The sequence below is a fragment of the Myxococcales bacterium genome (assembly GCA_016703425.1).
GTDB lineage: Bacteria > Myxococcota_A > Polyangia > Polyangiales > Polyangiaceae > JADJCA01.
In genome coordinates this window covers 1,218,839-1,240,817 of the sequence record JADJCA010000001.1, presented here as the reverse complement: position 1 = coordinate 1,240,817, position 21,979 = coordinate 1,218,839, and the positions used below count along the sequence as shown (strand labels likewise).

At 68.7% G+C, this 21,979-nt stretch carries 22 protein-coding genes; 10 read left to right on the top strand and 12 right to left on the bottom strand.

The window, feature by feature from the left end; genetic code table 11:
• Window positions 1-84: 84 nt before the first annotated feature.
• From IPG50_05375 to IPG50_05350, 6 genes are read right to left on the bottom strand one after another with little or no spacing between them, the layout of a single operon-like run.
• A complete protein-coding gene (locus IPG50_05375; protein ID MBK6691621.1) occupies window positions 85-1,599 on the bottom strand; it encodes a J domain-containing protein in 1,515 nt (504 codons plus the stop codon).
• A 53-nt stretch (window positions 1,600-1,652) separates the two neighbouring features.
• Window positions 1,653-2,567, bottom strand: coding sequence for a lysophospholipid acyltransferase family protein (locus tag IPG50_05370; GenBank protein ID MBK6691620.1), 915 nt, complete (start codon window positions 2,565-2,567; stop codon window positions 1,653-1,655).
• Window positions 2,564-3,094 carry a hypothetical protein gene (locus tag IPG50_05365; protein ID MBK6691619.1) on the bottom strand — a complete coding sequence of 177 codons (531 nt, stop codon included), beginning with the start codon at window positions 3,092-3,094 and terminating at the stop codon, window positions 2,564-2,566. The genes IPG50_05370 and IPG50_05365 overlap by 4 nt, the downstream gene beginning before the upstream one ends.
• Complete coding sequence (locus tag IPG50_05360; GenBank protein MBK6691618.1) at window positions 3,091-3,681, bottom strand: hypothetical protein; 591 nt, start codon at window positions 3,679-3,681, stop codon at window positions 3,091-3,093. The genes IPG50_05365 and IPG50_05360 overlap by 4 nt, the downstream gene beginning before the upstream one ends.
• Window positions 3,681-4,190, bottom strand: coding sequence for a hypothetical protein (locus IPG50_05355; GenBank protein MBK6691617.1), 510 nt, complete (start codon window positions 4,188-4,190; stop codon window positions 3,681-3,683). The genes IPG50_05360 and IPG50_05355 overlap by 1 nt, the downstream gene beginning before the upstream one ends.
• Complete coding sequence (locus IPG50_05350; protein MBK6691616.1) at window positions 4,187-4,867, bottom strand: RNA polymerase sigma factor; 681 nt, start codon at window positions 4,865-4,867, stop codon at window positions 4,187-4,189. Before IPG50_05350 ends, IPG50_05355 begins: the two co-directional genes overlap by 4 nt.
• A 243-nt stretch (window positions 4,868-5,110) precedes the next feature.
• Here IPG50_05350 and IPG50_05345 point away from each other — a divergent pair, with 243 nt between their 5' ends.
• The 6 genes from IPG50_05345 (at window position 5,111) to IPG50_05320 (ending at window position 8,179) form a co-directional block, all read left to right on the top strand.
• On the top strand, window positions 5,111-5,563 hold the full coding sequence (locus IPG50_05345) for a hypothetical protein (GenBank protein ID MBK6691615.1): 453 nt from the start codon (window positions 5,111-5,113) through the stop codon (window positions 5,561-5,563).
• Window positions 5,564-5,741: 178 nt separating this feature from the next.
• The gene (rpsP, locus tag IPG50_05340) at window positions 5,742-6,020 is read left to right on the top strand and encodes a 30S ribosomal protein S16 (GenBank protein ID MBK6691614.1); all 279 of its coding nucleotides are present in this window, start codon (window positions 5,742-5,744) and stop codon (window positions 6,018-6,020) included.
• 105 nt (window positions 6,021-6,125) lie between these two features.
• Window positions 6,126-6,362 (top strand): KH domain-containing protein, encoded by a 237-nt coding sequence (locus tag IPG50_05335; GenBank protein MBK6691613.1) that lies wholly within the window; start codon window positions 6,126-6,128, stop codon window positions 6,360-6,362.
• A gap of 7 nt (window positions 6,363-6,369) precedes the next feature.
• The gene (gene rimM / locus IPG50_05330) at window positions 6,370-6,909 is read left to right on the top strand and encodes a 16S rRNA processing protein RimM (GenBank protein MBK6691612.1); all 540 of its coding nucleotides are present in this window, start codon (window positions 6,370-6,372) and stop codon (window positions 6,907-6,909) included.
• Window positions 6,906-7,619, top strand: coding sequence for a tRNA (guanosine(37)-N1)-methyltransferase TrmD (gene trmD / locus IPG50_05325; GenBank protein MBK6691611.1), 714 nt, complete (start codon window positions 6,906-6,908; stop codon window positions 7,617-7,619). Before rimM ends, trmD begins: the two co-directional genes overlap by 4 nt.
• Window positions 7,616-8,179, top strand: a complete 564-nt coding sequence (locus tag IPG50_05320; GenBank protein MBK6691610.1) for an RNA methyltransferase — start codon at window positions 7,616-7,618, stop codon at window positions 8,177-8,179. Before trmD ends, IPG50_05320 begins: the two co-directional genes overlap by 4 nt.
• 69 nt (window positions 8,180-8,248) lie before the next feature.
• Here the strand turns inward: IPG50_05320 and IPG50_05315 are convergent, their stop codons facing one another.
• On the bottom strand, window positions 8,249-8,878 hold the full coding sequence (locus IPG50_05315; GenBank protein ID MBK6691609.1) for a methyltransferase: 630 nt from the start codon (window positions 8,876-8,878) through the stop codon (window positions 8,249-8,251).
• A 40-nt stretch (window positions 8,879-8,918) separates the two neighbouring features.
• Here IPG50_05315 and queG point away from each other — a divergent pair, with 40 nt between their 5' ends.
• The 4 genes from queG (at window position 8,919) to IPG50_05295 (ending at window position 14,212) form a co-directional block, all read left to right on the top strand.
• Window positions 8,919-9,998 carry a tRNA epoxyqueuosine(34) reductase QueG gene (queG, locus tag IPG50_05310; protein ID MBK6691608.1) on the top strand — a complete coding sequence of 360 codons (1,080 nt, stop codon included), beginning with the start codon at window positions 8,919-8,921 and terminating at the stop codon, window positions 9,996-9,998.
• A 113-nt stretch (window positions 9,999-10,111) separates the two neighbouring features.
• Window positions 10,112-11,410 carry a tetratricopeptide repeat protein gene (locus IPG50_05305; protein MBK6691607.1) on the top strand — a complete coding sequence of 433 codons (1,299 nt, stop codon included), beginning with the start codon at window positions 10,112-10,114 and terminating at the stop codon, window positions 11,408-11,410.
• A 271-nt stretch (window positions 11,411-11,681) separates the two neighbouring features.
• Window positions 11,682-12,731 carry a methylmalonyl Co-A mutase-associated GTPase MeaB gene (gene meaB / locus IPG50_05300; GenBank protein MBK6691606.1) on the top strand — a complete coding sequence of 350 codons (1,050 nt, stop codon included), beginning with the start codon at window positions 11,682-11,684 and terminating at the stop codon, window positions 12,729-12,731.
• 68 nt (window positions 12,732-12,799) lie between these two features.
• Window positions 12,800-14,212: a hypothetical protein gene (locus IPG50_05295; GenBank protein ID MBK6691605.1), complete on the top strand. Its 1,413-nt coding sequence runs from the start codon at window positions 12,800-12,802 to the stop codon at window positions 14,210-14,212.
• A 43-nt stretch (window positions 14,213-14,255) separates the two neighbouring features.
• On the opposite strand, the gene IPG50_05290 is transcribed toward IPG50_05295, so the two are convergent.
• From IPG50_05290 to IPG50_05270, 5 genes are all read right to left on the bottom strand, one after another.
• Window positions 14,256-15,251: a hypothetical protein gene (locus IPG50_05290; protein MBK6691604.1), complete on the bottom strand. Its 996-nt coding sequence runs from the start codon at window positions 15,249-15,251 to the stop codon at window positions 14,256-14,258.
• A gap of 207 nt (window positions 15,252-15,458) precedes the next feature.
• Window positions 15,459-16,247 carry an endonuclease III gene (nth, locus tag IPG50_05285; GenBank protein MBK6691603.1) on the bottom strand — a complete coding sequence of 263 codons (789 nt, stop codon included), beginning with the start codon at window positions 16,245-16,247 and terminating at the stop codon, window positions 15,459-15,461.
• Window positions 16,248-16,315: 68 nt separating this feature from the next.
• On the bottom strand, window positions 16,316-18,373 hold the full coding sequence (locus tag IPG50_05280) for a hypothetical protein (GenBank protein ID MBK6691602.1): 2,058 nt from the start codon (window positions 18,371-18,373) through the stop codon (window positions 16,316-16,318).
• A gap of 74 nt (window positions 18,374-18,447) precedes the next feature.
• Entirely contained in the window at window positions 18,448-21,189 is a 2,742-nt protein-coding gene (gene gyrA / locus IPG50_05275; protein MBK6691601.1) for a DNA gyrase subunit A, read from the bottom strand.
• Between the two features lie 114 nt (window positions 21,190-21,303).
• Window positions 21,304-21,891 (bottom strand): hypothetical protein, encoded by a 588-nt coding sequence (locus IPG50_05270; GenBank protein ID MBK6691600.1) that lies wholly within the window; start codon window positions 21,889-21,891, stop codon window positions 21,304-21,306.
• Window positions 21,892-21,979 lie beyond the last annotated feature (88 nt).

The window sequence follows — 21,979 nt, the reverse complement described above, 5'->3', positions numbered from 1 at the left end:
GAAGCTATTTCCCAATGGCGCTCGCAATACGTCTCGCCAGAACGGCGATACTATCATCCCCCGGCGCGAGCTGAATTGCTGTGTCTATTTCGCGTTTTGCGTTCTTGAAGAGGCCGGCTTCCAGGTAGACGTTCGAAAGAAGGGCGCGCAGCCGCGCGTCCTGGGGCAAAAGCGATGTCGCTTTTTGGGCGAACGTCGCGGCGTCGTGGAGGTTGCCTTTCGCGAGCAAGATGGAGTTGGCGGCGCGCTCCCAGGAACGGGATCCTTTGGCGCAAGCTGCGTCACCTTGCTCCACGAACGCGCCGCGTCGGCCCATCGGCCAGCCTTCTCCTCGTAGATGGCCTGCTTGCGGTAGGTGTCCGCGAGCGTCGTCTCGGACTCCACGGTCGCTTCGTCGACGAGGCGCTGCAGCTCGCTATCCTCGGGCGTGAAATTGAGCGCCGCCTTGTACGATGCAGCCGCGGCGATGGCGTCACCCGCGGCGCGCGCCTGGTCGCCGGTCTGTCGATGGTGCTGCGCTTGACCGCGCCGGACGTCCTCCTTGCGCTGCTCGTAGCGGCGACGGAGCGCGTCTTTGTCGGCTTGCGGAGGGGGCGGCGACGTGGCCGCGGCGAAGCCCGGGTTGGATGAGGTTCGCGTCGGCTTTCCACCGCGCAGGTGTTTTGCCAAGAGGTCACGCCGCGCTTGCGGATCGATGGGGCTCGCCGGCCGCGCGGTCACCTTGGGTGAGGCCTGCCCGGCGCGCTCGGCGGCATCTCGCAGCGCTGCCGCGGCCACCGCGGGTGACGGCGCCGGAGCCGGAGGAGGCGTGGTCACAAAAGGAGAAGGGGAAGGCTCTGGCGTCGTGATCGCGGGCGCTTCGCGGGCTGCCGCCTCGGCAGCGCGAACCGTGGCCTCGGCGGCCTTGAGCCTCGTCTCGAGGTCTTCCGTGTGCGCGCGGTCGCCGAGGTAGGAGTCGTAGTCGGCTCGCTGCACCTTGTCGGTGAGCACGTCGTGCGCCGCCGTGATGCGAGCGAAGATCGCCTCTAGCATCGGCTTGTAGTCGCCCGGCTGGCGGCGAAAGTAACGATCCGGGTGGTAGAGGGCCGCGCGCTCGTAGTAGCCGCGCTTGATCTCCTTCTTGTCGGCCGCTCGCGGCACGCCAAGCAACGCGTAGTGGTCGGCGGTGTCGAGGAACGCCATCGCCTCGACGATGCGCTTCTGCTCCTCGGGCGACAGGTCGTTCGGCGCCTCGACCTTTGCCATGACCCTCGGCTCCGAAGGGACCGCCCTCGGCGCGCTGGCCGGCGGTGTCGGCGGCGCCGCCTTGGGGCGCGCCTCCGCCGTGCGGGGACTCTCGATGGTGCTCGAGACGGTTCGCGCGGGCGCCCGCTCAGCGGAGGCGTCGAGCACGACCAAAGACAGGTTGGCGAGGCGCTCAAGGCTCGCCGCGACCTCTTGTTCGGGCAGGCCCGTGTGTCCCACGATGTCGTCGAAGGACGACTGCCCGTCGACGCGCGACAACACGAAGCCGTCGATCGGCGTAAGCGGAAGCCGACGAAGCTCCTCGGGAGAGAGGAGCGCCGCCACCCGGGGGATGCGCGAACCTTCCAAGGGCACCGCCCAAAAGACTAACGAAGGTGCCGGCGCGGTGCCGGAAAAAGCTCTCGCCGTTAGGAACGGCGGTGCATCCAGGGCCAAAAGTGCGGTAGCGCGCGGATGCGGCGGTCGAGTTCGGCGTTTAGGCGCCGCGTCAACTCGACGGCGGACGCGGGGTCGCGGCCCAAGTCGGACGTGCCGACGGCCGTTACGGTGACGGCGAGGTCGCCATCGTGAGGCGCTACCGTGGCGACGACGACGCGGGCGCCGCTTCGCAAAGCGAGCCTCGCCGGCCCCACCGCCGTGGGCACGGGGCCGAGCCCCAGAAGATCGGCGTCCACCGAGGGGGCGCGGGTCTTCAGATCCATCGGGATGCCGAGGACGCCGCCAGTCCTCAAGACGCGCACCATCCTCACGCCGGCGCCCGGCGCGCCGCGGTAGATCGTCTCGTAGCGCCGGAGTCGGCGGTAGAGCGACATGAGCCTCGGATCGTAGCTCTCGCGGCCCACGACGGCGAACGGCTCGGCGCCCGCCAAGGTCGTTGCCAAGGTCGTGGCGACGCGCTCGAAGGGGCCGAGGTGTGCCGACGCGAGCACCACGCCGCAGCCCGCCGCTCGGGCCTCGTCCAGCACGGCTCGTTGGTTCTCCGGAAAGGGCAGCACAGCGCTGCCTCCGGCGACCGCGGCGGTAGCCTCGGCCAAGAGGACGCCGAGCTCACGGAACGTACGGCGCGCGAGCTCGGGTGCGTCTCCTTGGGGAAAGGCTCGCCCGAGCTGGTCGATGGCCGTGCGACGCAGGCTCGGGGCGAGCGCGTAGATCAGCGAACCGGCCACGCTGCCGAGCCGCGCGCGCCAGTGCGGAGGCAGTCGGCCGACGCCGAGCGCGGCGCGCGCCGCCAGGTGCAAGAGGTCGTTTTTTCCTCGTTGCGCCAACGACCATCGGCCTCCGTCGCGAAGGTCCATGAGAGCCGCGTTGCCTTCGCTCGTCATCGCGAAGGAATCGGCGCGTCGGGGTCGACGCTGGGGGCGCCGCCGCAACCACCGCAAGTGGCCCGCACTCGCTCGCGTGCCTTGCGGAGCCTTACGCGCACGTCCTCGCATGAAGCCTCTTCGAGCGTGCAGAGCCTAGCGGTGGCCCGCTCCATCGAACCTAGCGCGCGGCAGGCCGAGGCGCAGTCGGCGCCCGACAGGTCCAGCTCTCGCTGAGCCGCTTCGATGTCGCGACGCAGTCCCTCGCGACGTGGCACCGTCGCCGTGGGGGCCGCGGGAGCCGCGGCGCCCGCCGCCGGGTGATCCGCGGAGCTCTGCGGCGCGCTCGGCAGGGGCATCGAAGCGGGGTAGCTGCCCGGCGCGTGTTGCTGCGCCTGCGGGGGCGCTTCCGCGGCGCTCTTTGGCGCTGCGGCGCCGGCACAACCGGCGAGCCCCGTGAGCGCCAGCAGCAGCGCGCCCGCGCCGCTGCGCAGCAGCCGCTCGTTGGCAGCGTGGTTCGTGGTGGTCGAATCCCTCGGTCCCTTCATGGCGCCTTCCTTGGGCCAGCGTCGGCGGCCAGCGTCGAGCGAATCACTTCTTCCTGGATGGCGACAGCTTTGCGAAGAAGCTCGATGGCCTTTCCGCGCGCCTCCGCCGCCGCGCTCTCTCGGCCCGCGTCGGCCAGCTGCTTGGCCTTCGTCTCGGACACGATGCCCGCGACCTCGTAGAGGTGACCTTCGAAATACGAGCGCGCCGGCGCTTGCGCCAAGCCCGACTCGAGATCGCGCGCCGCGCCGTCGACGTCGCCGCTGCGCGCCCGGAGCTCGGCGAGGCGCGCGAAGGTGTCGGCCATGAGCTCGGCGACCTCGGGCCGCGCGCCATCGGGGCGCCGGGCCGCCGTGAGTCCCTCGAGCGCGAGGATCGCCCCCTTGGCATCGCCGCCGGCCTCACGCACGTTGGCTTCGTGGTGGACGGCGCGAGCCTGCGATAGGAACGCCATGAGCGCCAGGTCGACAGCGACGCCGCCATCCGCAGAGCTGGTCGCGCGTTCGCAGCCCGCGCTGAGGACTGCCAGCGAGAGCGCGATGGCGAGCGCCGGAGCGAAGCGGACGCGAATCAAACGGAGCGCGTGCATCACCGGACTCCCCAACGCGTGAACTGGTTGTCGCGAAACTCGGCGGCCCGTGCTGAGGCGATTCGATCGACGCGCGCCGCCGTGCCGCCCACCTGGAAGGGCTCTTGAAAGAGGGACTGCGTCGAGCGCGCAACGTAGAGGCTCGGCGCCTTCCCGTCTTGGCGCGCGACGAAGATGACAACGGCCGCGGCCGCCGCGAAGAGCCCCGACACGCCGAAGGCCACGCGAATCACAGTGCCGCCGCGGCGCTCCTTGCGGCGCGCCGATGTCGCGAACAGCGCCTCTTCGACGAGTCGCCTGTGCTCCGCGTCATCGAGGCCTCGAGGCGCGTGCGCCGCCGTCAGTGCCCGCACGAGCAGCACGTCGTCTTGCCCGGAGACGTCTCCGCCGCCGTCGCGGGGACCTCCGACCGGCGCGTCGAGCGCGTCCCGCAGACGCGCGGCCGCCGCCTCCTCGGCGGGCGACGCCGGCGCGAAGGGAAGGTCGTCGAAATCAGGGCGGGACTTCATGGGCGAGACCTCCGGTCCGTCGGCCGGCTCTCGTTCGGTGTACCCGAAGGCGAAGGCTCCGGCGAGATGGCCTTTCGTAGCGCCGCAACGGCGCGGTGTAGGAGTACGTCGAAGGTGGCGGGGCTGACGCCGAGCGTGGCGGCCACCTCTTCACGGGGTCGCTCCTCGAGGACGCGCAAACGGAGCGCTTCGGCATAGCGCGGGTGGATGCGAGCGAGCGCCTCTTGGACCCTGGCTCGGGCCGCGGCCCCGTCGCGTGCGGCGCTGAGCTTGTCGTCAATGGGCGTGCTCGTGGCCGAGGCGTCCACCTCGCGCTCCACATCTTCCGCCTCCCACAGAACGAGGCGTCGCCGCGCGCGCAGGTGATCGATGGCGACGTGCATCGCCACCATGCGGAGCCAGGGGTAAAACCCAACGTTTTGCCAAACGAACTTGCCGATGCGCTCGACGACCTTGGCGTAGGTCTCGGAGAGCGCGTCCTTCGCGGCGGCCTCGGACCCGAGCCGTGGCAGGAGAACGGCGCGGTAGAGAGTTGGCCCGTGGCGCTCGAGGAGTCGGCCCAGCGACGAGCGATCGCCCGCCTGCGCGCGCGCCACCAGTGCCCGCTCTTCGGCGAGCCGCTCGGCGTCGGCCGCGTCGGCCGCTCGGCTCGGTCGCTCGTCCACGGCGCGCAGCATATAGCGGTGGCGGCTCCGCTCACGGCTCTCGTGCGCGTTTGCAGCCGGGTACGGGAAGAGGGCGCCCAGGTACCGTGCCGCGTCCGCCGCCTCGGGCGAGCGGGGCCAGGAAAGGGAGGGAGCGCCAAACACGAGGGCACAACGGGCTATCGGCCGACGCCTTACAGGCCCGGGCGTTCCCCCGAGGGCAGCTCGTGTTGGCTAGTGCTTGACAGAGCGGGAGGACCGCGAGAACGAGACGGCGTGGCCCTCGACCGAATTGCGCTCGCACCTCTGGCCGAGGAAAACGGCTTCGCCGTCATGCTCTTCGACCTGCTGCGGCAAAACCTCGACGCCAAGCCTCATAAACTCAAAGACTTCGACGCCATCACCGCCAACGTCGCCATCGTCGTGGAAGACGCCGACGTGGCCCTCACCTTGTGCTTCGGCGGGGGGAGGCTGACGATCCGCAACGGAATAGCCGGGGTCCCCGACGCCACCATTCGAGGCGATGCCGACAGCATCATCGGGATGTCCAACCTGCCGCTGAGCCGCCGCCTCGGCGTCCCCTGGGCCCATCCCCGCGATGAGACATCGATTTCGGCCCTCCGCGGCTTCGTGGCCGCCATTCGCCAAGGCCGCGTGCACACGCACACGACCTTCGCTGCGATCCCAGCCCTCGCTCGACTGACGCGGATCATGTCCGTTCACGGGTAGGGCGCACGCGCTCGAAACCTGGACTCCACCCATGAACGGCGCGCGGCGATACCGACGTCCCACACCCGAGAAATGCGCTCCAGCTCGTCGTGATTGTCCTTGACCGGCCCGTGCCCCTCTCGTAGCGTTCGCGCCCCGTCTTTCCGGGGGCTCCCCCAAGAGAACAGATCAGGATCCCATGGCCGTTCATATTCGCCTCGCCCGTGCCGGCACCAAGAAGCGCCCGTTTTATCGCGTCGTCGTGACCGATCATCGCAGCCCGCGCGGCGGCCGTTTTCTCGAGAACATCGGCACGTTCGACCCGCGCAAGGGCGAAGCTTCGATTGTCTCCGTGAACGATGAGCGCCTCGCTTACTGGCGTTCCGTTGGCGCGCAGACGTCCGAGACGCTGACGCGGCTGCTCAAGCGCCGGCCCGCTGCTGCCGCAGCGCCCGCCGCGGCACCGGCGAAGAAGTAACCTCGCCGCTCTCGTCAAATCGACCAGACCGACGCCGGACCGACGCTCGCTTCACCCCTCCTATCCACCGGTTCTCAGTCTTCGCGTGCTCGCGCGTACCTATCCATGCCGCTCAAAGCCCTGATTCGCGCCATTGCCGTCGAACTCGTCGACAACCCCGACCAAGTCGAGGTGACCGAGATCGCCTCCGATCACAACTGCGTGATCGAGCTGCGCGTCGCCAAGGAAGACATCGGGAAGGTCATCGGCAAAGAGGGCCGCACGGCTCAGTCGATGCGCACGATCCTCGCTGCCGTTTCCACCAAGCTCGGCAAGCGCGCGCACCTCGACATCGTCGACTGAGCCCGCCGTGGCTCTTCCGCCCGACGAATGGGTCGCGCTAGGCGAGATCGCCCGCGCCCACGGCGTGCGCGGCGAGGTGCGGGTCCGGCTATACAACCCCGACAGCGATCTCCTGCTTGAAGCCGACGAGGTGCTTGTCCGGCTGAAGGATGGCGAGACCCATGAGGTCTCCGTCGATCGCGCGCGGCGCGCCGACGACGCCATCTTGATGAAGCTCTACTCCGTCGACGACCGCGATCGGGCCGACGAGCTTCGCGGCGCAACGCTCTCCATGAAGCGGGGCGCGTTTCCGGCGCCGCTCGAGGGGGAGTTCTATCACTGCGATCTCATCGGAGCGCCGGTCCGCTTGGAGGCAGGCGACGGCGCCGAGCCGTGGGGCCACGTGGGAGGTTTTCGTTCGTACCCGGCCGCCGAGACCATCGTTGCTCGCACGGCGCGTGGCGAGCTCGAGGTGCCGCTCCACGATCATTTCGTCGTGAGCATCGACGGCGACGCGGGCCTGGTCGTCGTCAAGAACGTCGAGCTGCTCGAGGACACGCCGTCGTGAGGTTCGACGTCGTCACGCTCTTTCCCGAGGCCTTTGAGAGCTTCATGGGCGTCAGCTTCGTGGGGCGCGCCCTCGCGCAAAACGCCATGGCAGTGCGCTTTCGCTCGCCGCGTGACTTCGGCTTGGGACGCCACCGGAGCGTCGACGACACGCCCTACGGTGGCGGCAGCGGCATGGTCATGCGCGTGGACGTCCTCGTCGCTTGCCTCGAGTCGCTCGACGCCGACGCGCCCGATGGTGTCCGTGCGCACCGGGTGCTCCTCACGCCGCAGGGCGCGCCTCTCGATCAACGGCGTGTGCGCGCCCTCGCGGAACGCCCCGCCGTGTCGCTCGTGTGTGGCCGCTACGAGGGCTTCGATGAACGCGTTCGCTCCTACGTGGACGAAGAGATTTCGCTCGGCGACTTCGTGATGACCGGTGGCGAGGTCGCCGCCATGGCGGTCATCGACGCCTGCTCACGGCTCCTGCCCGGGGTCCTGGGAAACGCCGCGTCCACCGTGGAGGAGTCGCACAGTCCCGAGACGGGGCTCCTCGAGTATCCGCAATACACACGGCCGGCGGAGTTTCGCGGGGCTCGCGTTCCTGAGGTCCTCGCCTCCGGCAACCACGGAGAGATCGCCGCGTGGCGCCTTCGCGAGTCGGAAGCGCGCACAGAGGCCCGTCGTCCAGACCTCTACGCGCGGGTGAAGGCCAAGCGGAGCGAACCATGACCGCACGGCTCGCGCTCGCGCTCATTCACCATCCAGTGCTCGACGGCACGGGGAAGATCACCACGACGGCCGTCACCAACCTCGACGTGCACGACCTGTCGCGGAGCGGACGGACCTACGGCTGCACGGATTTGTTCGTCGCGCACCCGGTCTTGGCGCAACGCGAGCTCGTGGAGCGGATTCGCGAGCACTGGCTGCACGGCTCGAGCGGCGTTCGCATTCCCGACCGCAAGGAAGCCATCGGCCTCGTCCGCGCCGTAGGCACACTCGATGACGCCATCAGCGCCTTGGGCGGTCGTGGCAACGTCGACGTGTGGATCACCGCGGCCCGCGCCGTCGCGGCGCCGCTCGACTTTCACTCGGCACGCAAGCGGCTCGAGGAGACCGACCGAAACGTCCTCATCGTCTTCGGCACTGGCTGGGGCCTCGCTCCCGAAGTGGTGGCCAGCGCCGACGCTGTCTTGCCGCCGGTTCGCGCAGCGGCAGCCACGGGCTACAACCACCTGAGCGTGCGCGGCGCGTGCGCGATCATCCTTGACCGGCTGCGCGGCGAGCGGTGACGGAGGGCGCGCGACTCGTGTGTCGTCGAGCGTGCCACACGCCCCGTTGGCGCGTCGGCGTCTTGGGCCTCAGTGTTCGTGAACAGGCGCCTCGATGAAGAGCCCGCCGCGCTTGCCCGCCTGCGCCTGAACCAGCACGACGCGCGCCGGCGCCGCGGACCTCGGGTGCACGAAGAGCATCCGCTTCGGCTCAAGGCCGCTCTCCCGTAGCGTCTCCACGAAGGTGCAAAGCTCGGCCGCGGGGTAGACGAAGAAGGCCTTGCCGCGCTGGCCGAGTACGAGGCGCGCCGCTTCGACGAAGCGCCCGACGCTGCCCATCTTCGCGTCGCGGTGGCCCGCCTTTGGTGCGCGGCCGCGGCCTGGCTCGATGTACGGAGGGTTGCAGACGACCAGCGACGCGCGACCGAGGTGCGCCTTCGCGACCTCGAGGACGTCGCCGCGGACGACATCGGTGCGATCGCCGTAGCCGTTCTGTCGGGCGTTTTCTTCGGCGAGGCGCACCGCCACGGCGTCGCGTTCGACGAGCACGGCGCGGTCAACGAAGGCGGCGTGAAGCATCGACAGGCCAATGGCGCCGACGCCGGCTCCGAGGTCGTAGACGCGGGCGGCGCGCACCGTGGGCTGCGCGAAGCGCGCGAGCAGGAAGGCGTCGGCGTTGGTGCGGTACCCGGCGCCGCGGGGCGGTTGCTGGAGCTTCATGACCGTGCGAGCTTCGAATCGGAGCGTATCGAAAGCCGCGATGCAAGACCCCGCACCACGCCCTCTTTCGGACACGGAACGGGTTCGCGAAAAGGCGAAGGCCTTGGGCTTCGAGGCCGTGGGGGTCGCTCGCGCCGATGTTCCCCTCGGCGTCGAATACGAGCGGTACGAGCGCTTCGTTGCCGCGGGGTGGTTTGGTGAAATGGACTGGCTGAAGGAGCCCGTGGGGGTGCGGCAGCGCCTCGACACCGCGGCGATCCTCGAGGGCGCGCGGAGCGTGGTCTGCGTCGCGCGCCGCTACCAACGGAGCGCCGAGAGCGAGGCCCACGACCCCGACGTCGCGCGCACCATCGCGCGCTACGCGCGGGGCCGCGACTACCACAACGGGGTTCGGAAGAAGCTGCGCCAGCTCGCCCGGTTCATGCGGACGCTCGGCGGCGATGCGCGGCCGATGTGCGACGACGCGCCGCTGCTCGAGCGCGCGTGGGCGGCGCGCGCGGGGCTCGGTTTCGTCGGGAAGAACGGGATGCTCATCGTTCCCGGCGAGGGGTCCTTCGTCCTCCTCGGCGAAGTCGTCACGACGCTCGCGCTCTCTGCCGATACCCCGATGCCGGAGCGCTGCGGTTCGTGCACGCGCTGCCTCGACGCGTGTCCCACCGGCGCCTTCGTCGAGCCCTTCGTCCTCGATGCGCGGCGCTGCATCTCGTATTTGACCATCGAGAAGCGAAGCGCCACCGTTGGGGCGCTCCGCGAAGCCATCGGCGAGCGCCTCTTCGGCTGCGACGATTGCCAGAGCGTGTGCCCCTTCAATGGCTCCGCACGCGAGCGTGACCCCGCGCGAACGCGCGCCTTCGAACCTCATCCACGCTGGGGCGACCTCTCGCTGCAGGCGCTGCTCGAGCCGAGCCGATGGGTCGAGCTCACCGAGGGGAGTCCACTGAGGCGCGCGACCGCCGACGGTTTGGCGCGCAACGCCGTCGTGGTGCTCGGCAATCGCCGCAGCGAGGACGCTCGTGGCGCCCTCGCGCGTGCGCTCGTCGTACACCCCTCGCCGATGGTTCGCGAAGCGTGCCGGTGGGCCCTCGCGCGCCTCGACGAGCGTCGCCCCGGTCACGGGTAGATTCGCGAAAATACTGATGGTTATGGCCCCCCACCGCTTCTAGACCTGCGCCCGTGAAGGGCTGAGCGCGCCCGGAAGGCGGCCTGAATCGCCACCCCGTGGTAAGGAGAGGCATGCGATCGTTGCGCTTTCCACGCATTGCGATGGCGCCCGTCTTCGCGATTGGCCTCGCCCTTGGCCTAAGCGACGAACCGGCCCGCGCCGGCGAGGCCGCCCCGCCCTCGCGTGTCGCTTTCGAGGCCGGGAAGGCGCACCGCCGCGCCGGCGCCGTTCGAGAGGCGCTCGTCGAGCTTCGTCGAGCGTCGCAGCTCGTGGGAGCCGACCGGGAGCTCGCCATCCGCATCCACTACGAGTTGGCCCGAACGTCCATCGACCGGCGCGAGTTTGCGCAAGCCATGACCGAGTGCCGCGTTCTCGGCCTGAAGCCCGGTGGCAAGGCGCTCGGCCACGCGTGCGCCGCGGAGGCGAACCTCCTCCGACGTCGCGCCAGCGAAGCCCTCGAGGAGATCAAGCGCGCCCAAGCCCTCGAGCCGCGGCTGTACGAGGCCAAGGTGGCGGAAGGGCGCGCTCGCTTGCTGGAGCTTCGCGACAAAGACGCCGAGGCTCTGCTGCGAGAGGCGATCACGCTCGCGGGCAGCCAGCCGGCCACCGAAGCATGGCTGGCCCTCGCCGACCTCCACGCGCTCTTCGGACGAACCGAGGCCGCTCTGGCCGACTCGCGCGAGGCCTTGAAGGCTGACGGTGGTTCACCCGACGCGCGCTACCGCATTGGGCGCCTCTTGCCGCCGGGACCCGAGGCACTCTCCCACCTCGAAGCCGCGCTCGTCGGCAGGCCGTCTTTCGGCGAAGCGCTGGCGCGTTTGGCCGAGGTGCAGATCGCGCTGGGCCAGCTCGAGGCCGCCCGTGGCAGCGCGCAGCGGGCGCTCAAGGGTGATCCGAGCGACGCCTCGATGCGCGTCGTCGTCGGGCGCGTCGCCCTCGCAGAAGGGAAGGCGGATGTGGCGCAGCTCGAAGCAAAGGCGGCGCTCTCAATCCTGCCCAACCTCGCCGCAGCCAAGCTCCTCGCCGCGGACGCGTACGTCAAGCAGCGTGAGATTGACCTCGCCATCGAGAGCTATCAGGTGGCCTTTGGACTCGACCGCAGCGATCCCGCACCGCTGATTCGCGCCAGTGACGCCTGTCGTGCGCAAGGCCGCGAGACCACGGCCCGTGCCTTTGCCGAGCGCGCCACCCGAGATTTTCCTGAGTGGGGCCCCGCTTGGGTCGCCCTTGGCGACGCCTTCGTGGCCCAGAAAGATGCGACGCAGGCCAAGGCGGCGTACGAGCAAGCGCTCAAGGTCAAAGGGCTCTCCGACGCGGCCGATGTGCGTCGCCGGATCGAAAAGCTCACGGCTAGTCCCCGGACACTCTGAAGTCGACAGGTTCGAGTAGGCCCGCGACGAGCGAGGGGCCTACTCGAACCAGCTTCATGCGTGAGCCGTGCGAAGCACGGTTCGCCGAAGGCGAAGGCAGGGCGGCTTCCCCCTGCGGGGATCACGAAGCGCGTCGAATCGCCGCGATTCGAGGGGGCGCGTAGCCCCACAAGAACGAAACTGAATCAACCGGGCGTGATCCATGATCACGCTCGGTGACCTAGCGCGAAGTAGGCGCCGGGCCCGTCCAGCGCTATAGACGCGCGCGATCATGCACCCCCTCGCCGAACGCATCCTGGCCGGAGACGCGCCGGCCCTCGCGCGCGGCCTTCGCCTTGTCGACGACCGCAGCGCGGGGCACCAAGATCTCCTCCGCGACCTCTTTCCGAAGACGGGCCGCGCACGCATCGTCGGCGTGACCGGAAACCCCGGCGCGGGCAAATCGACGCTCTGCGACCGGCTCATCGAGGCCTTCCGCAAAGAGGGGCGACGCGTCGGCGTCTTGGCCGTCGACCCCACGAGCCCCTTCTCTGGCGGCGCCATCCTTGGCGACCGCATCCGTATGCAGCGTCACGCCACCGACAGCGGCGTGTTCATTCGCTCCGTCGCGACGCGCGGGCACCTCGGCGGCCTCTCGCGCTCCGCGCGCGACATGGTGCGGCTCATGGACGCGTTCGGTTGCGACGTCGTCTTGGTCGAAACGGTGGGCGTTGGCCAGGACGAACTCGAGATCACGCAAACGGCGCACACGACGCTCGTCGTTGTGGCTCCGGGAATGGGCGACGAGGTCCAGGCCATCAAGGCGGGCATCCTCGAGTGCGCCGACGTCTTCGCTGTCAACAAGGCTGATCGCGATGGCGCCGACGCTGCGGTGCGCGATCTCGAGCTGATGATCGCGTTGGGCAAAGAGTCACTCCTCTCGGCGAGCAAGATCCGCGGCCACGCGGTTCACGGCCTATCGCACGGCGAGGACGAGGCACGGGCGCACGGCGTCGAGGCTTCCGCGGACGCCGTCGGCGAAGGGCCCTTCACCCCGCCCATCGTGCGCTGCGTGGCTGTGCGCGGCGAAGGCATCAGCGAGTTCGTGCGGGGGCTCGATCGGCACTACCTCTGGGCTACGCAGACCGAGACCGGCCGCGCCCGGCACGCGGCGCGCGCGCGCCTCGAGCTGCGTGAGGCGCTCCGCGAGGCGCTCATCGAGGCGGCGCTGGCGGAGCTCGGGCCCTCGCTCGATGCGGCGCTCTCGCGCGTCGAGCGACGCGAAGCCGACCCGTACACCGTCACCGCCGACCTGGTCCGCGCCTTTCGCGGGCGCCCGTGACGCTGCGGCGCGCGCGTCCTCCACATGGCGCTCCCAACGCTTGGTGACCGCTGTATGCTGCCGCCGTCATGAAGACCGTGCCTCCGTCGCTCCTCGCGGGCTTGACCTTCTCCCTCGCCGCTGTCCTCCTCTCGGTCGCTTCGTGCGGGAGGCCTGAGTTTCCGATCTCCGTGCAGAAGACGCGGGTGGGCCTCCAATCGGACGTGCAACCGGGTGAGCGGCTCGCCACGCGACGTGTCGCGCAGAGCGACTACATCGGCGCGAAGCCGGGCTTCTACGCGCTCCGCACGAAATACGACTTCGAGTTCTTTCGCTCCGACTTGCCGAAGAGTCGAGCGCTGCCGCCCAAGGGCGTTTCGTTTGGCGATGAGATGGTGCTCGCGGGCTACGCCGAGCCGAGCTCGCAAGCCGACAAGCTGGAGATCCAGGCCGTCGTCGACAACGGCTCGCAGCTCCACGTCTACGCCACGCAGTTCACGCCCGGCGACGAGTGCCCGCCGGCGCAGCCCGGCGTCGCCTTCGACATGGTGGCCATTCCCAAGGTCGAGCGCCCCATCGCCGTCCACCTCGACACGGGGCGCTCGCCGCCCTGCAAGGTCGTGGGACCAAAGGCCCACGCGGTCTGCCGTGTCCAGCAGACCGTCAACTGGCTCGCACGACTCTCGGCGCCCTGGCAGAGCACCATCGAGTGCGAGGGCCTCAGCGATCAAGGCGCCAGGCCCGTCATCGATCGGAGCTGGTTCATCGGCGAGCTCGCCAAGGGGTCGACGGCGAAGCTCACGCTGTCGCGTAGCGGCCAGCGCGTCACGTTTCCCATCGACGCGCTCGGAAAGTTCACCATCAAGCTCGAGGCGACCGACGACGAAGGCCGTCGCGGCGAGAGCGTCGCGGAGGTCAACAGCGTTCCGCCGAGTGACGACACGTTCGTGCAGTTCGGCTGGAGCGCCTTCGGCTCCACCGACGACATCGAAACGTTCCCCCGCATCGAGCCGCGCGTCATGGATGTTGGGCCCAAGGGCACACTGAGCCGCGAAGCCTGCTCCGTGCAGAGCGGTCGCCCCTGGTGTGAGGTGACGACGTCACCGACTGTGACGGTCTTCAAGATTCAGGAGACGCCGGGGCGCTATCGCCTCTCCTTGCGTTACCTCGACGACCGCTACGCCGGCATGCCGATCGCGTGTGCGCGGGTCTTCCGTAAGCGGGCGCTCATGGCGGAGATGTGCGACGACACGCCGCGCAAGGGCGGTGACAACTGGGAGCCCGGCGTGGTCATCGCGTCGCAAGGGACCTATGAGCACATGATCGTCGTCGACGCGGGCGTCGAGGGAGGCACCGACGCCAGCGAGGCCGGTGCTCGTGAGGCGGGAGCGCGCGGTGCAGTGCCCCGCGCCGCGGTCGACGCGGGCGCCGTCGACGCCACGGTTCCCGTGAGTGACGGTGGGAAGAAGGCCACGGCGCCGGCCAAGCCGAAGGCCAAGTAGCGGACACCGATTGACGGTACCCCTTGACGTCGCGGGCTTAGCGTTACGGGTTCGCCCACGAGAGCGCGTCCAGCTGCTGTAGCTTCTCGGGGCGCGCCTTGTCGGGCAGGGTCCATAGGGAGGTGTAGGGCCCGGCGGCCGCGAGAAATCCGTTGAGCGCGACCGTGGACGGGCCCTGGTTGGTCCCTGCGACGTCGTCGTTCGACGTGATGGGCCAAAGCGGCGCCTTGAGCCCGGCGGCCTTGTACTGCGCGAGCGCCTCTGAGAGGCCGTGGGGCCCGTTCCAAGCGACGCCGCGATCCGAGAAGTAGACCTGCGGGAACGCCGCGTCGCCGCAGTGCTCATCGAAGGCCGCGAAGGGGAAGGCGCTGTGGTAGCCGATCCAACCGAACGACGTGTAACCGAGCCATACGCCCGGCACCTTCGAGCGAATGCCTTGGCACAGTTGGGCCGCCTTGGCGCTGTTCGCGGTCTTGCCGCCCGTCTCCCATTCGACCTCGACGTCGAGCACGAGGCCGTCGCAGCCCGGAACGCGTGCGGCCTCGGCGGCCGCGTCGATCGAGGCGCTGACGTTTGTGGGGGTGACGTAGGGCCAGGCGAGGACGCGGATCCCCCGCGAGGTGAACTCGGAGACGATGGCGGCGTTGAATCGCGTCGTCCAGAACTTCGCGTCTTGGCCGCTCTTGATGAGGACGTACGCGACGCCGAGGGCCTTCGCCCGCGTGGCCGCCGCCTGAGGTGTCATCCCGACGTAGTCGAAGTGCCAGATCCACAGGCCCTTGCCGTGCGGCTGCCAGCTTCGCATGTCGAAGGGCGTAGGCGCCTTCGCGTCGGTGCCCGCGTCGGCGTCGAGAGACGGTGCCGTGGCGGCGGGCGCGGGCGCGGACGCGTATTCGGCGGCGGGGCTCGCGCGATCGCTCGGTTGTCCCTCGGCAACGGCCGTCAGGCCTTGCGGCGAATCGGCGTCGCTGCATGCCGTGGAGGCGAGGCTCAGAAGGACGAGCGGGACCGAGAGCTGAGAATGCGAACGTCGCGCCATGGGCATCTCGTGGGTGGAAGTTGGTAATACGCAGCGCGAGCCCGTTGGTGAAGAATCCCGCTGCGTGATGCGCTGGAGACCCATACATCGGCGCCCCGCGAGAGGAAGTTGCGCGCCCCGACGCACATTGCGCCCACGATCGAGCCGATCATGGCGGCGCCGGCGCGCGCGGCGAGGACGCGATGCGGCTCCGCCCGCGACGACGCCTCAGCTGCGCGTTCGCGGTGGCTTTCGTCCGACGTTTTCCGCGCGGAAGGCGCTGGGGCAGACGTCGTGAATCGGGCACGTCGTGCAGGCCGGCTTCTGCGCCCCGCAGACCCGTCGACCGTGAAAGATGAGCACATGGCTCGCCTTGTCCCAGTCGCTTCGGGGCACAAGCTTCATCAAGTCTTGCTCGATGGCGACCGGCTCGTCGTGACGAGTCCACTTGAGGCGCTGGGCGATGCGTTGAACGTGGGTGTCGACGACCACGCCCTCAGGCTTCCCAAAGGCTACGCCGAGCACGACGTTGGCTGTCTTTCGGCCCACACCGGGCAGCAAGACTAGCTCCTGCATCGACTGCGGGACCTCGCCGCCGTGCTCGGCCACGAGGCGCTTCGCGAGCCCGATGAGATTCTTGGCCTTCTGTCGGTACATCCCGATGCGGTTGATGGCGTCTTCAACCTCGTCTTGCGAGGCCGCGGCGAGCGCTCGGGCATCGGGAAACTTTTCAAACAGAGCGGGGGTGAGCTTGTTGACCGCCACGTCGGTGCTTTGCGCCGAGAGCACGGTCGCACAAATGAGCTCGAAAGGGGTTCGGTGGTCGAGCTCGCAATGCGCGTCGTGGTGGTGAGCCTTGAGTCGCTCAAAGACGCCCAGCGCCTCCTCGCGCGTGGGCGCCTTGCGCGAGACCGGGGAGGGGGCGGTCGCCGGTGCAGACGCCTTGGCGCGCTTCGCCGCCGCCTTCTTCTGGGCTGCGGGCTTCGGTGCGAGGGGTCGTTGGGAGCGCGTCGCCATGGGCTGCGATGCTAGCGCCTTCGGTTGCGAGGCGCCGGTACCTCGAGGGCCCTCCGGCGCCTCTTCCGTCAGTCGTTCGCCGCGATCAGGTTGTGCTTGCGCCCAAACCAGTAGAGATGGAGGTAGTCACCGCCGGGAGCTTCGTAGCCCTCGGTGCTGCGGTAGCTGTTGCCGACCTTCCAGTACAGGATGTCGACCTCCATCTCGAAGTGCGGATACGAGTTGAGCGCGTCGGTGCGGTCCGCCTGAGGGTACTGCATCCAATCGCCCTTCCAGGGGTGCGAAGGATAGGGAGACATACAGAAGTCCGGGTTCAACGTTCGATCGATGTTGTAGGAGACCTTTGGGACCATCGCCTCCTCGAGACGCGACACGGCGAGCTTGACCGACGGCGAGGATGGACCGGCACCGGAGCCGAAGGCGGCCTTCAGGAGGTCCCATTCGGGGAAGCGTTGTCGCTCGATGACCTTGTAGCTCTGGTCGATGTGGCCGCGGTAGAGCGTCGTCGCGTCGCCGCCCAGGTTCATACGCTTGGCGAGGTTCATGGCGACCAAGTCGGAGACCGACTCGAGGTGCGCGCCGCTGCCTTCCACGCGCCCGTTTACACCGGCCACGGCGGTCGACGGCAACACCGACTTGATAAGCGCCCAGTAGCTAGACGCCTTCGTCTGGTAGTTGAGCTTGTCGGTGGCGTCTTCGGCGACGACCGCGGCGAGCCAAGCGGCCGGCAATTTGTTGGTTAGCTGCGACGCAGGCGCGTTGGAGCCGCCGAGCTGAACGTCATCCGCGAGGTGTTTCGCATTGACGCGGATCCGTGCACAAAGCGCCTCATGCCCCGTCTTGCCTCCTTCGCACAGGAGCTCCCAGCCCATCAGGTAGCCGTAGAAGAGGCCCTTGATCATGTCGTTGTTGCCGCCGGCGAGCCACTCGTACTGCGAGAAGGAGCCGGTGCCGGCGTGCCATGGCGCCTGTGGTGCAATGCCGACCTGCGGCTTGCGCAGCGTCCGCGCGAACTGCGACCAGTCGCCGGTGATCTCCTGGAGCGTCAAGAGCGCGTTGAGCGACCGGACGACGTTCGCTTTGGCGACAGCGCTTCCCGTCACCTGATGTCGGTAGACTTGGCCCGCGAGGTAGATGCCCGTCCAAAGGGAGCCGTCGCCCGACGGGCCGTGGCCTGCAAAGCCGGCGCCGGGCGTGCCTCCTTCGGGGATCATGCCGAGGTCCGGGTCAACGAAGCGCTCTTCGATGTCCTTGTCGTAGAGCTCGGCCTTTCGAGCCAGCGTGTGGCGAAACGAGTCGGCTCTTGCTCGCGTCTCACCGAGGCTCACCTCGTCGATGACTTTGTCGACGACGCGGAGCGCGTTGGGATTCTGACGGTAGAAGTCGAGGTCCGAGGGATCCACGAAATGGCCGTGCTGGGCCGCCTGGAAGTCAGCGCGGCCGACGTAGGGCTTAACAATGTCGAGCGTGTGGTAGTTGGCGAACAAAGAGAAGCTGAGCTGCTTCTCGCTCGCCGTGGGCGGGTCGTGCGAGGCCATCCATCGACGCTGGTCCACGTAGAGCGGCTCCGACGGCAGCGCCCGCCGCGAACGCCAGGTTTCGCGAATCGAGATGCCACCTCCCAATAGGCTCACGTCAAGTTCACCCTTGCCCGTGAGCGCCATGGCGCCGACCAGCGCGATGGGGCCGTCGTTTGAGCCGCGCACGACGCCGCCGCGCTTCGCGATGAAGTCGATGCGGCGCAAGGAAGCGGCGAGCGCGTACGACGTAGCGTTCGGGCCGCCGTCGACCTTTCCGCGAATCAGCCAATGGAGCTCGCGACCGTCCTCGACGGTGACTCCCGCGTAACGGATGGCCCGCGTGAAGCTCAACCCGGCGGCGCTCGAGCGCACCTCAACATCGCCGCTGTAACTGCCGCGGGCGTCGCTCCCAGAGACGGCCCACAAACCGACGACGTCGGTGACCGTCGAACTTGGTGCGGCGGTCGCCGCGGGGGCTCCAGGACCCGCAACGCCGGAGCCATTGCCGCCCGGGGATGCGGGCGATTCATTCGACGGCGCGTCGGAGGAGCCGCACGCGGCCGCCAAAATAAGCCATACAGCGCGAGAGCTCCTGCCGAGACGCATCCCGCCTTCGTACCCGATAGGTCCTCTGGCGCAAGCGCTTCTGGCGGCGCCGTGGAGGGGCCGCACATCGCCCTTCAGTTAACCGAGCCGTCTCCCGGAGGCACCGAGTCGCTGGCGTCCGGCGCGTCCGGAGGAACGGACGCGTCGGTCGGCGCCGAGCCGTCGGGAGGCAACGAGCCTTCCGCGGGGATGAGCGAATCGCCGCCGGCTGTTTCGTCGGCGGCGCTCTCCGCCATGCGCTCGAGCGCGACGATGCGCTCGCCTTCGTCGAGGGTCATCAGCTTCACGCCTTGGGCGTTGCGTCCTGTCTCGCGAATCTCCGCGACGCCGGTGCGAATGAGCTGCCCGCGATCGGTGATCAGCATGACCTGATCGGCGTCGCCGACGAGCTTGATGTCGACCACGGGGCCGTTTCGCTCGCTGGCGTCGATGAGGATGATCCCCTTGCCGCCGCGGTTCTGCTTGCGGAACTCCTCGAGTTGGGTGCGCTTCCCGAAACCGTTTTCGCAGACGGCGAGCACGTGGTTGCGCTCCGAATCGGTCACGGCGAAGCCGACGACGGCGTCGCCTTCGACGATGTCGATGCCCTTCACACCCATCGTGGCGCGGCCCATAGGACGAACCTGATCCTCGGGGAACCGGATCGACTGGCCCTGGCGCGTCGCGATGAGGAACTCGCGCTCGCCGTCGGTGAGCGCCGCCGAGAGGAGCGCGTCGCTGTCTTCGATCTTGACGCCGATGATGCCCTTCTCGCGGAAGTTCTCGTACTCAAGCAGCTCGGTCTTCTTGATCTGACCCTTCTTGGTCAGCGTGACGACGAAACGGCCCGCCTCGATCTTGGGCACGGCGACGATGGCCGCGACCTTCTCGCCGGTCTCCATGCCGACGAAGTTCACGATGGCGCGGCCCTTCGAGGTCCGCGTGCCGAGGGGAATCTCGTAGACCTTCTTCACGAAGACCTTCCCCTTGTCGGAGAAGATGAAGATGAGCGAGTGTGTTGAGGCGACGAAGAGCTGGTTGACGAAGTCCTCGTCGCGGGCCTCCATGCCGATCTTGCCGCGACCGCCGCGCTTCTGCGCGCGGTAGTCGCTCGTGCCGGTCCGCTTGATGTACCCGGCGTGCGAGATCGTGACGACCATGTCCTCTTCTTGGATGAGGTCTTCGTCGTTGATCTCCGCTTCCGTCTGCACGATCTCGGTGCGGCGCTTGTCGGCGTACTTGCCGCGAATCTCCTCGAGCTCCATGGCGATGACGTCACGCAGAAGGCGCTCGTCGGCGAGGATGGCGCGGAGCCGCGTGATGACTTCGCAGAGCTCACCGTATTCGGTCGCGAGCTTCTCTTGCTCGAGGCCCGTAAGCTTCGACAGGCGCATCTCGAGGATGGCCTTGGCTTGGCGCTCGGAGAGGAAATACTCGCCGCGCTTCTTTGCTTCGTCGATCTCGTTGGCCGGCCGGCCGGCCCGCCTCACGAACTCTTCCAAGCCCGATAGCGGCAGCGCCATGAGCGCGACGCGGGCCTGTTCCGAGTCGCGCGCGGCGCGGATGGTCTTGATGACCTTGTCGATGTCCGTCGTGGCCATGCCCAGGCCTTCGACGAGCTCGCGCTGGCCCTCGGCTTGGTTGAGTTCAAAGCGCGTGCGGCGTGTGACGACGTCGCGGCGATGCTCGATGAAGACGGCGAGCGTCTCGCGGAGGTTCAGCACCTGCGGCCGACCCTGCACGATGGCGAGGTTGATGACGCCGAAGGTCGATTGCAGGTCCGTCATCCGGTAGAGCTGGTTGATGACCACCTGGGGCACGACGTCGCGCTTGAGCTCGACGACGAGGCGGATGCCGTCGCGGTCCGACTCATCCCTGATCTCGCTGATGCCTTCGAGCTTCTTCTCGCGGACCAGCTCACCGATGCGCGCGGCCACGCGCGCCTTGTTCATCTGGTAGGGAATCTCGGTGATGACGATTTGCTCGCGCTCGCCGCGGCCTTGGGCCTTCTCGACGTGAATACGCGCTCGCATCACGATGGTGCCGCGACCCGTGCGCTGCGCCTGCTCGATGCCTGAGCGACCGTAGATGACGGCGCCCGTCGGGAAGTCGGGGCCCGGCACGAAACGCATCAGGTCGTCGACCGTCGACTCGGGGTTTCTGAGGAGGTGCATCGTCGCGTCGACGACCTCTCCGAGGTTGTGTGGCGGGATGTTCGTCGCCATGCCGACGGCGATACCGCCGGAGCCGTTGACGAGCAGGTTGGGGATTCGCGACGGCAGGACCCGCGGCTCTTCCTTCGAGTCGTCGAAGTTCGACTGGAAGTCGACGCACTCCTTCTCGATGTCCGTCAGGAGCTCGACGGCGATGCGCGACAGACGCGCTTCCGTGTAGCGGTAGGCGGCTGGCGGATCGCCGTCGACGCTGCCGAAGTTCCCCTGACCGTCGATGAGCGGGTAGCGCATCGAGAAGTCTTGCGCGAGGCGCACCATCGCGTCGTAGACGGAGGCGTCACCGTGCGGGTGGTACTGCGCGAGCACGTCACCGACGACCTTCGCGCTCTTCTTGTGCGCGGTGCCCGGAACGATGCGCTGCTCGTAGGCCGAGAAGAGGATGCGTCGATGGACGGGCTTGAGGCCGTCGCGCGCGTCGGGGATCGCGCGGCCGATGATCACGCTCATCGCGTAATCGAGGTAGCTCGTCCGCATCTCGTCCGTGATGGAGACGGGAACGCGCTGATTTGGGGTCGCTCCTCCCGCGCCACCGCCAGCGGGAGGCGCCGGCGGGGGGCCGTTGGTGGAGCTCGTGGAGTCGCCCGGGGGGAGGTCTTCGGCCATGCTTCTTCGCGTCCTTCGGAAGCCGTTTTCCTACTACGGGAACGGCCTCGCGACTACCCACAAGGGCGCGAAGATTGATGCGTGATCTCTAGCGGTTACCGGTCTCGTCGGGACTCAGAAGCCGCCGAAGTCACCGCCGCCAAAGTCGCCGCCGCCGAAGTCACCACCGCCGAAGTCGTTGTTGCCCGCGCCGGGGCCCTCGTTGCCGCCCATGAAGTCGCCCTCGCCTTGCGGCTGCTGCGCTCCTTGCGCGCCTTGCTGTGCCCCCTGGCTGGCGCCCTGTTGGCCTCCGCCGAACATGCCGCCGAGGTTCTTGAAGAGCCCCATCGCTTGGTTGGCGACGCCGAGTCCCTGCGAGATCTGCGCGAAGGGGTTCGCTTGCGGCTGTGGCGCCGGCGCAGCGACTGGCCGCGGCGCAACCTGCTGCGGCGCCTGAGCCACCGGCAGGAACCCTTGCGGTCCGAACATGTTGGCTACGGTGCTTGCCGCCGCCGGCGCCTGCGAGCTCCAGCCGATGCGCGCGGGAGCGTACTGAGGCGCGTGCTGCGGCATGAGGAGTCCCGGGTCGAACGCTGGGCCGACCTCCTGGTAGCCGCCCATCGGCGCGGGCGCTTCGGCGCGCTGGAAGTGGGTCCGCCCCAAGCCGCCAGCAACGGCGTCGAGCGTGTCCAAGGAGAGGTCGTTGGTTTCGTGTTCCCGCATGGACCGCGGAGCTGCAACGCCCATACCCCGCGCGGAATTGGCGTGTTCTTTCGAAAAGCGCGCGAGGCTCCGCTGTCGCACTGGTCTC

What these genes read in the sequence shown, in the direction of transcription:
- IPG50_05370 (MBK6691620.1), bottom strand. Translation starts at nt 2,567, where the DNA reads ATGACGAGCGAAGGCAACGCGGCTCTCATGGACCTTCGCGACGGAGGC.
- IPG50_05365 (MBK6691619.1), bottom strand. Translation starts at nt 3,094, where the DNA reads ATGAAGGGACCGAGGGATTCGACCACCACGAACCACGCTGCCAACGAG.
- IPG50_05360 (MBK6691618.1), bottom strand. Translation starts at nt 3,681, where the DNA reads ATGCACGCGCTCCGTTTGATTCGCGTCCGCTTCGCTCCGGCGCTCGCC.
- IPG50_05355 (MBK6691617.1), bottom strand. Translation starts at nt 4,190, where the DNA reads ATGAAGTCCCGCCCTGATTTCGACGACCTTCCCTTCGCGCCGGCGTCG.
- IPG50_05350 (MBK6691616.1), bottom strand. Translation starts at nt 4,867, where the DNA reads ATGCTGCGCGCCGTGGACGAGCGACCGAGCCGAGCGGCCGACGCGGCC.
- rpsP (MBK6691614.1), top strand. Translation starts at nt 5,742, where the DNA reads ATGGCCGTTCATATTCGCCTCGCCCGTGCCGGCACCAAGAAGCGCCCG.
- IPG50_05335 (MBK6691613.1), top strand. Translation starts at nt 6,126, where the DNA reads ATGCCGCTCAAAGCCCTGATTCGCGCCATTGCCGTCGAACTCGTCGAC.
- IPG50_05320 (MBK6691610.1), top strand. Translation starts at nt 7,616, where the DNA reads ATGACCGCACGGCTCGCGCTCGCGCTCATTCACCATCCAGTGCTCGAC.
- IPG50_05315 (MBK6691609.1), bottom strand. Translation starts at nt 8,878, where the DNA reads ATGAAGCTCCAGCAACCGCCCCGCGGCGCCGGGTACCGCACCAACGCC.
- queG (MBK6691608.1), top strand. Translation starts at nt 8,919, where the DNA reads ATGCAAGACCCCGCACCACGCCCTCTTTCGGACACGGAACGGGTTCGC.
- IPG50_05305 (MBK6691607.1), top strand. Translation starts at nt 10,112, where the DNA reads ATGCGATCGTTGCGCTTTCCACGCATTGCGATGGCGCCCGTCTTCGCG.
- meaB (MBK6691606.1), top strand. Translation starts at nt 11,682, where the DNA reads ATGCACCCCCTCGCCGAACGCATCCTGGCCGGAGACGCGCCGGCCCTC.
- IPG50_05295 (MBK6691605.1), top strand. Translation starts at nt 12,800, where the DNA reads ATGAAGACCGTGCCTCCGTCGCTCCTCGCGGGCTTGACCTTCTCCCTC.
- IPG50_05290 (MBK6691604.1), bottom strand. Translation starts at nt 15,251, where the DNA reads ATGGCGCGACGTTCGCATTCTCAGCTCTCGGTCCCGCTCGTCCTTCTG.
- nth (MBK6691603.1), bottom strand. Translation starts at nt 16,247, where the DNA reads ATGGCGACGCGCTCCCAACGACCCCTCGCACCGAAGCCCGCAGCCCAG.
- IPG50_05280 (MBK6691602.1), bottom strand. Translation starts at nt 18,373, where the DNA reads ATGCGTCTCGGCAGGAGCTCTCGCGCTGTATGGCTTATTTTGGCGGCC.
- gyrA (MBK6691601.1), bottom strand. Translation starts at nt 21,189, where the DNA reads ATGGCCGAAGACCTCCCCCCGGGCGACTCCACGAGCTCCACCAACGGC.
- IPG50_05270 (MBK6691600.1), bottom strand. Translation starts at nt 21,891, where the DNA reads ATGCGGGAACACGAAACCAACGACCTCTCCTTGGACACGCTCGACGCC.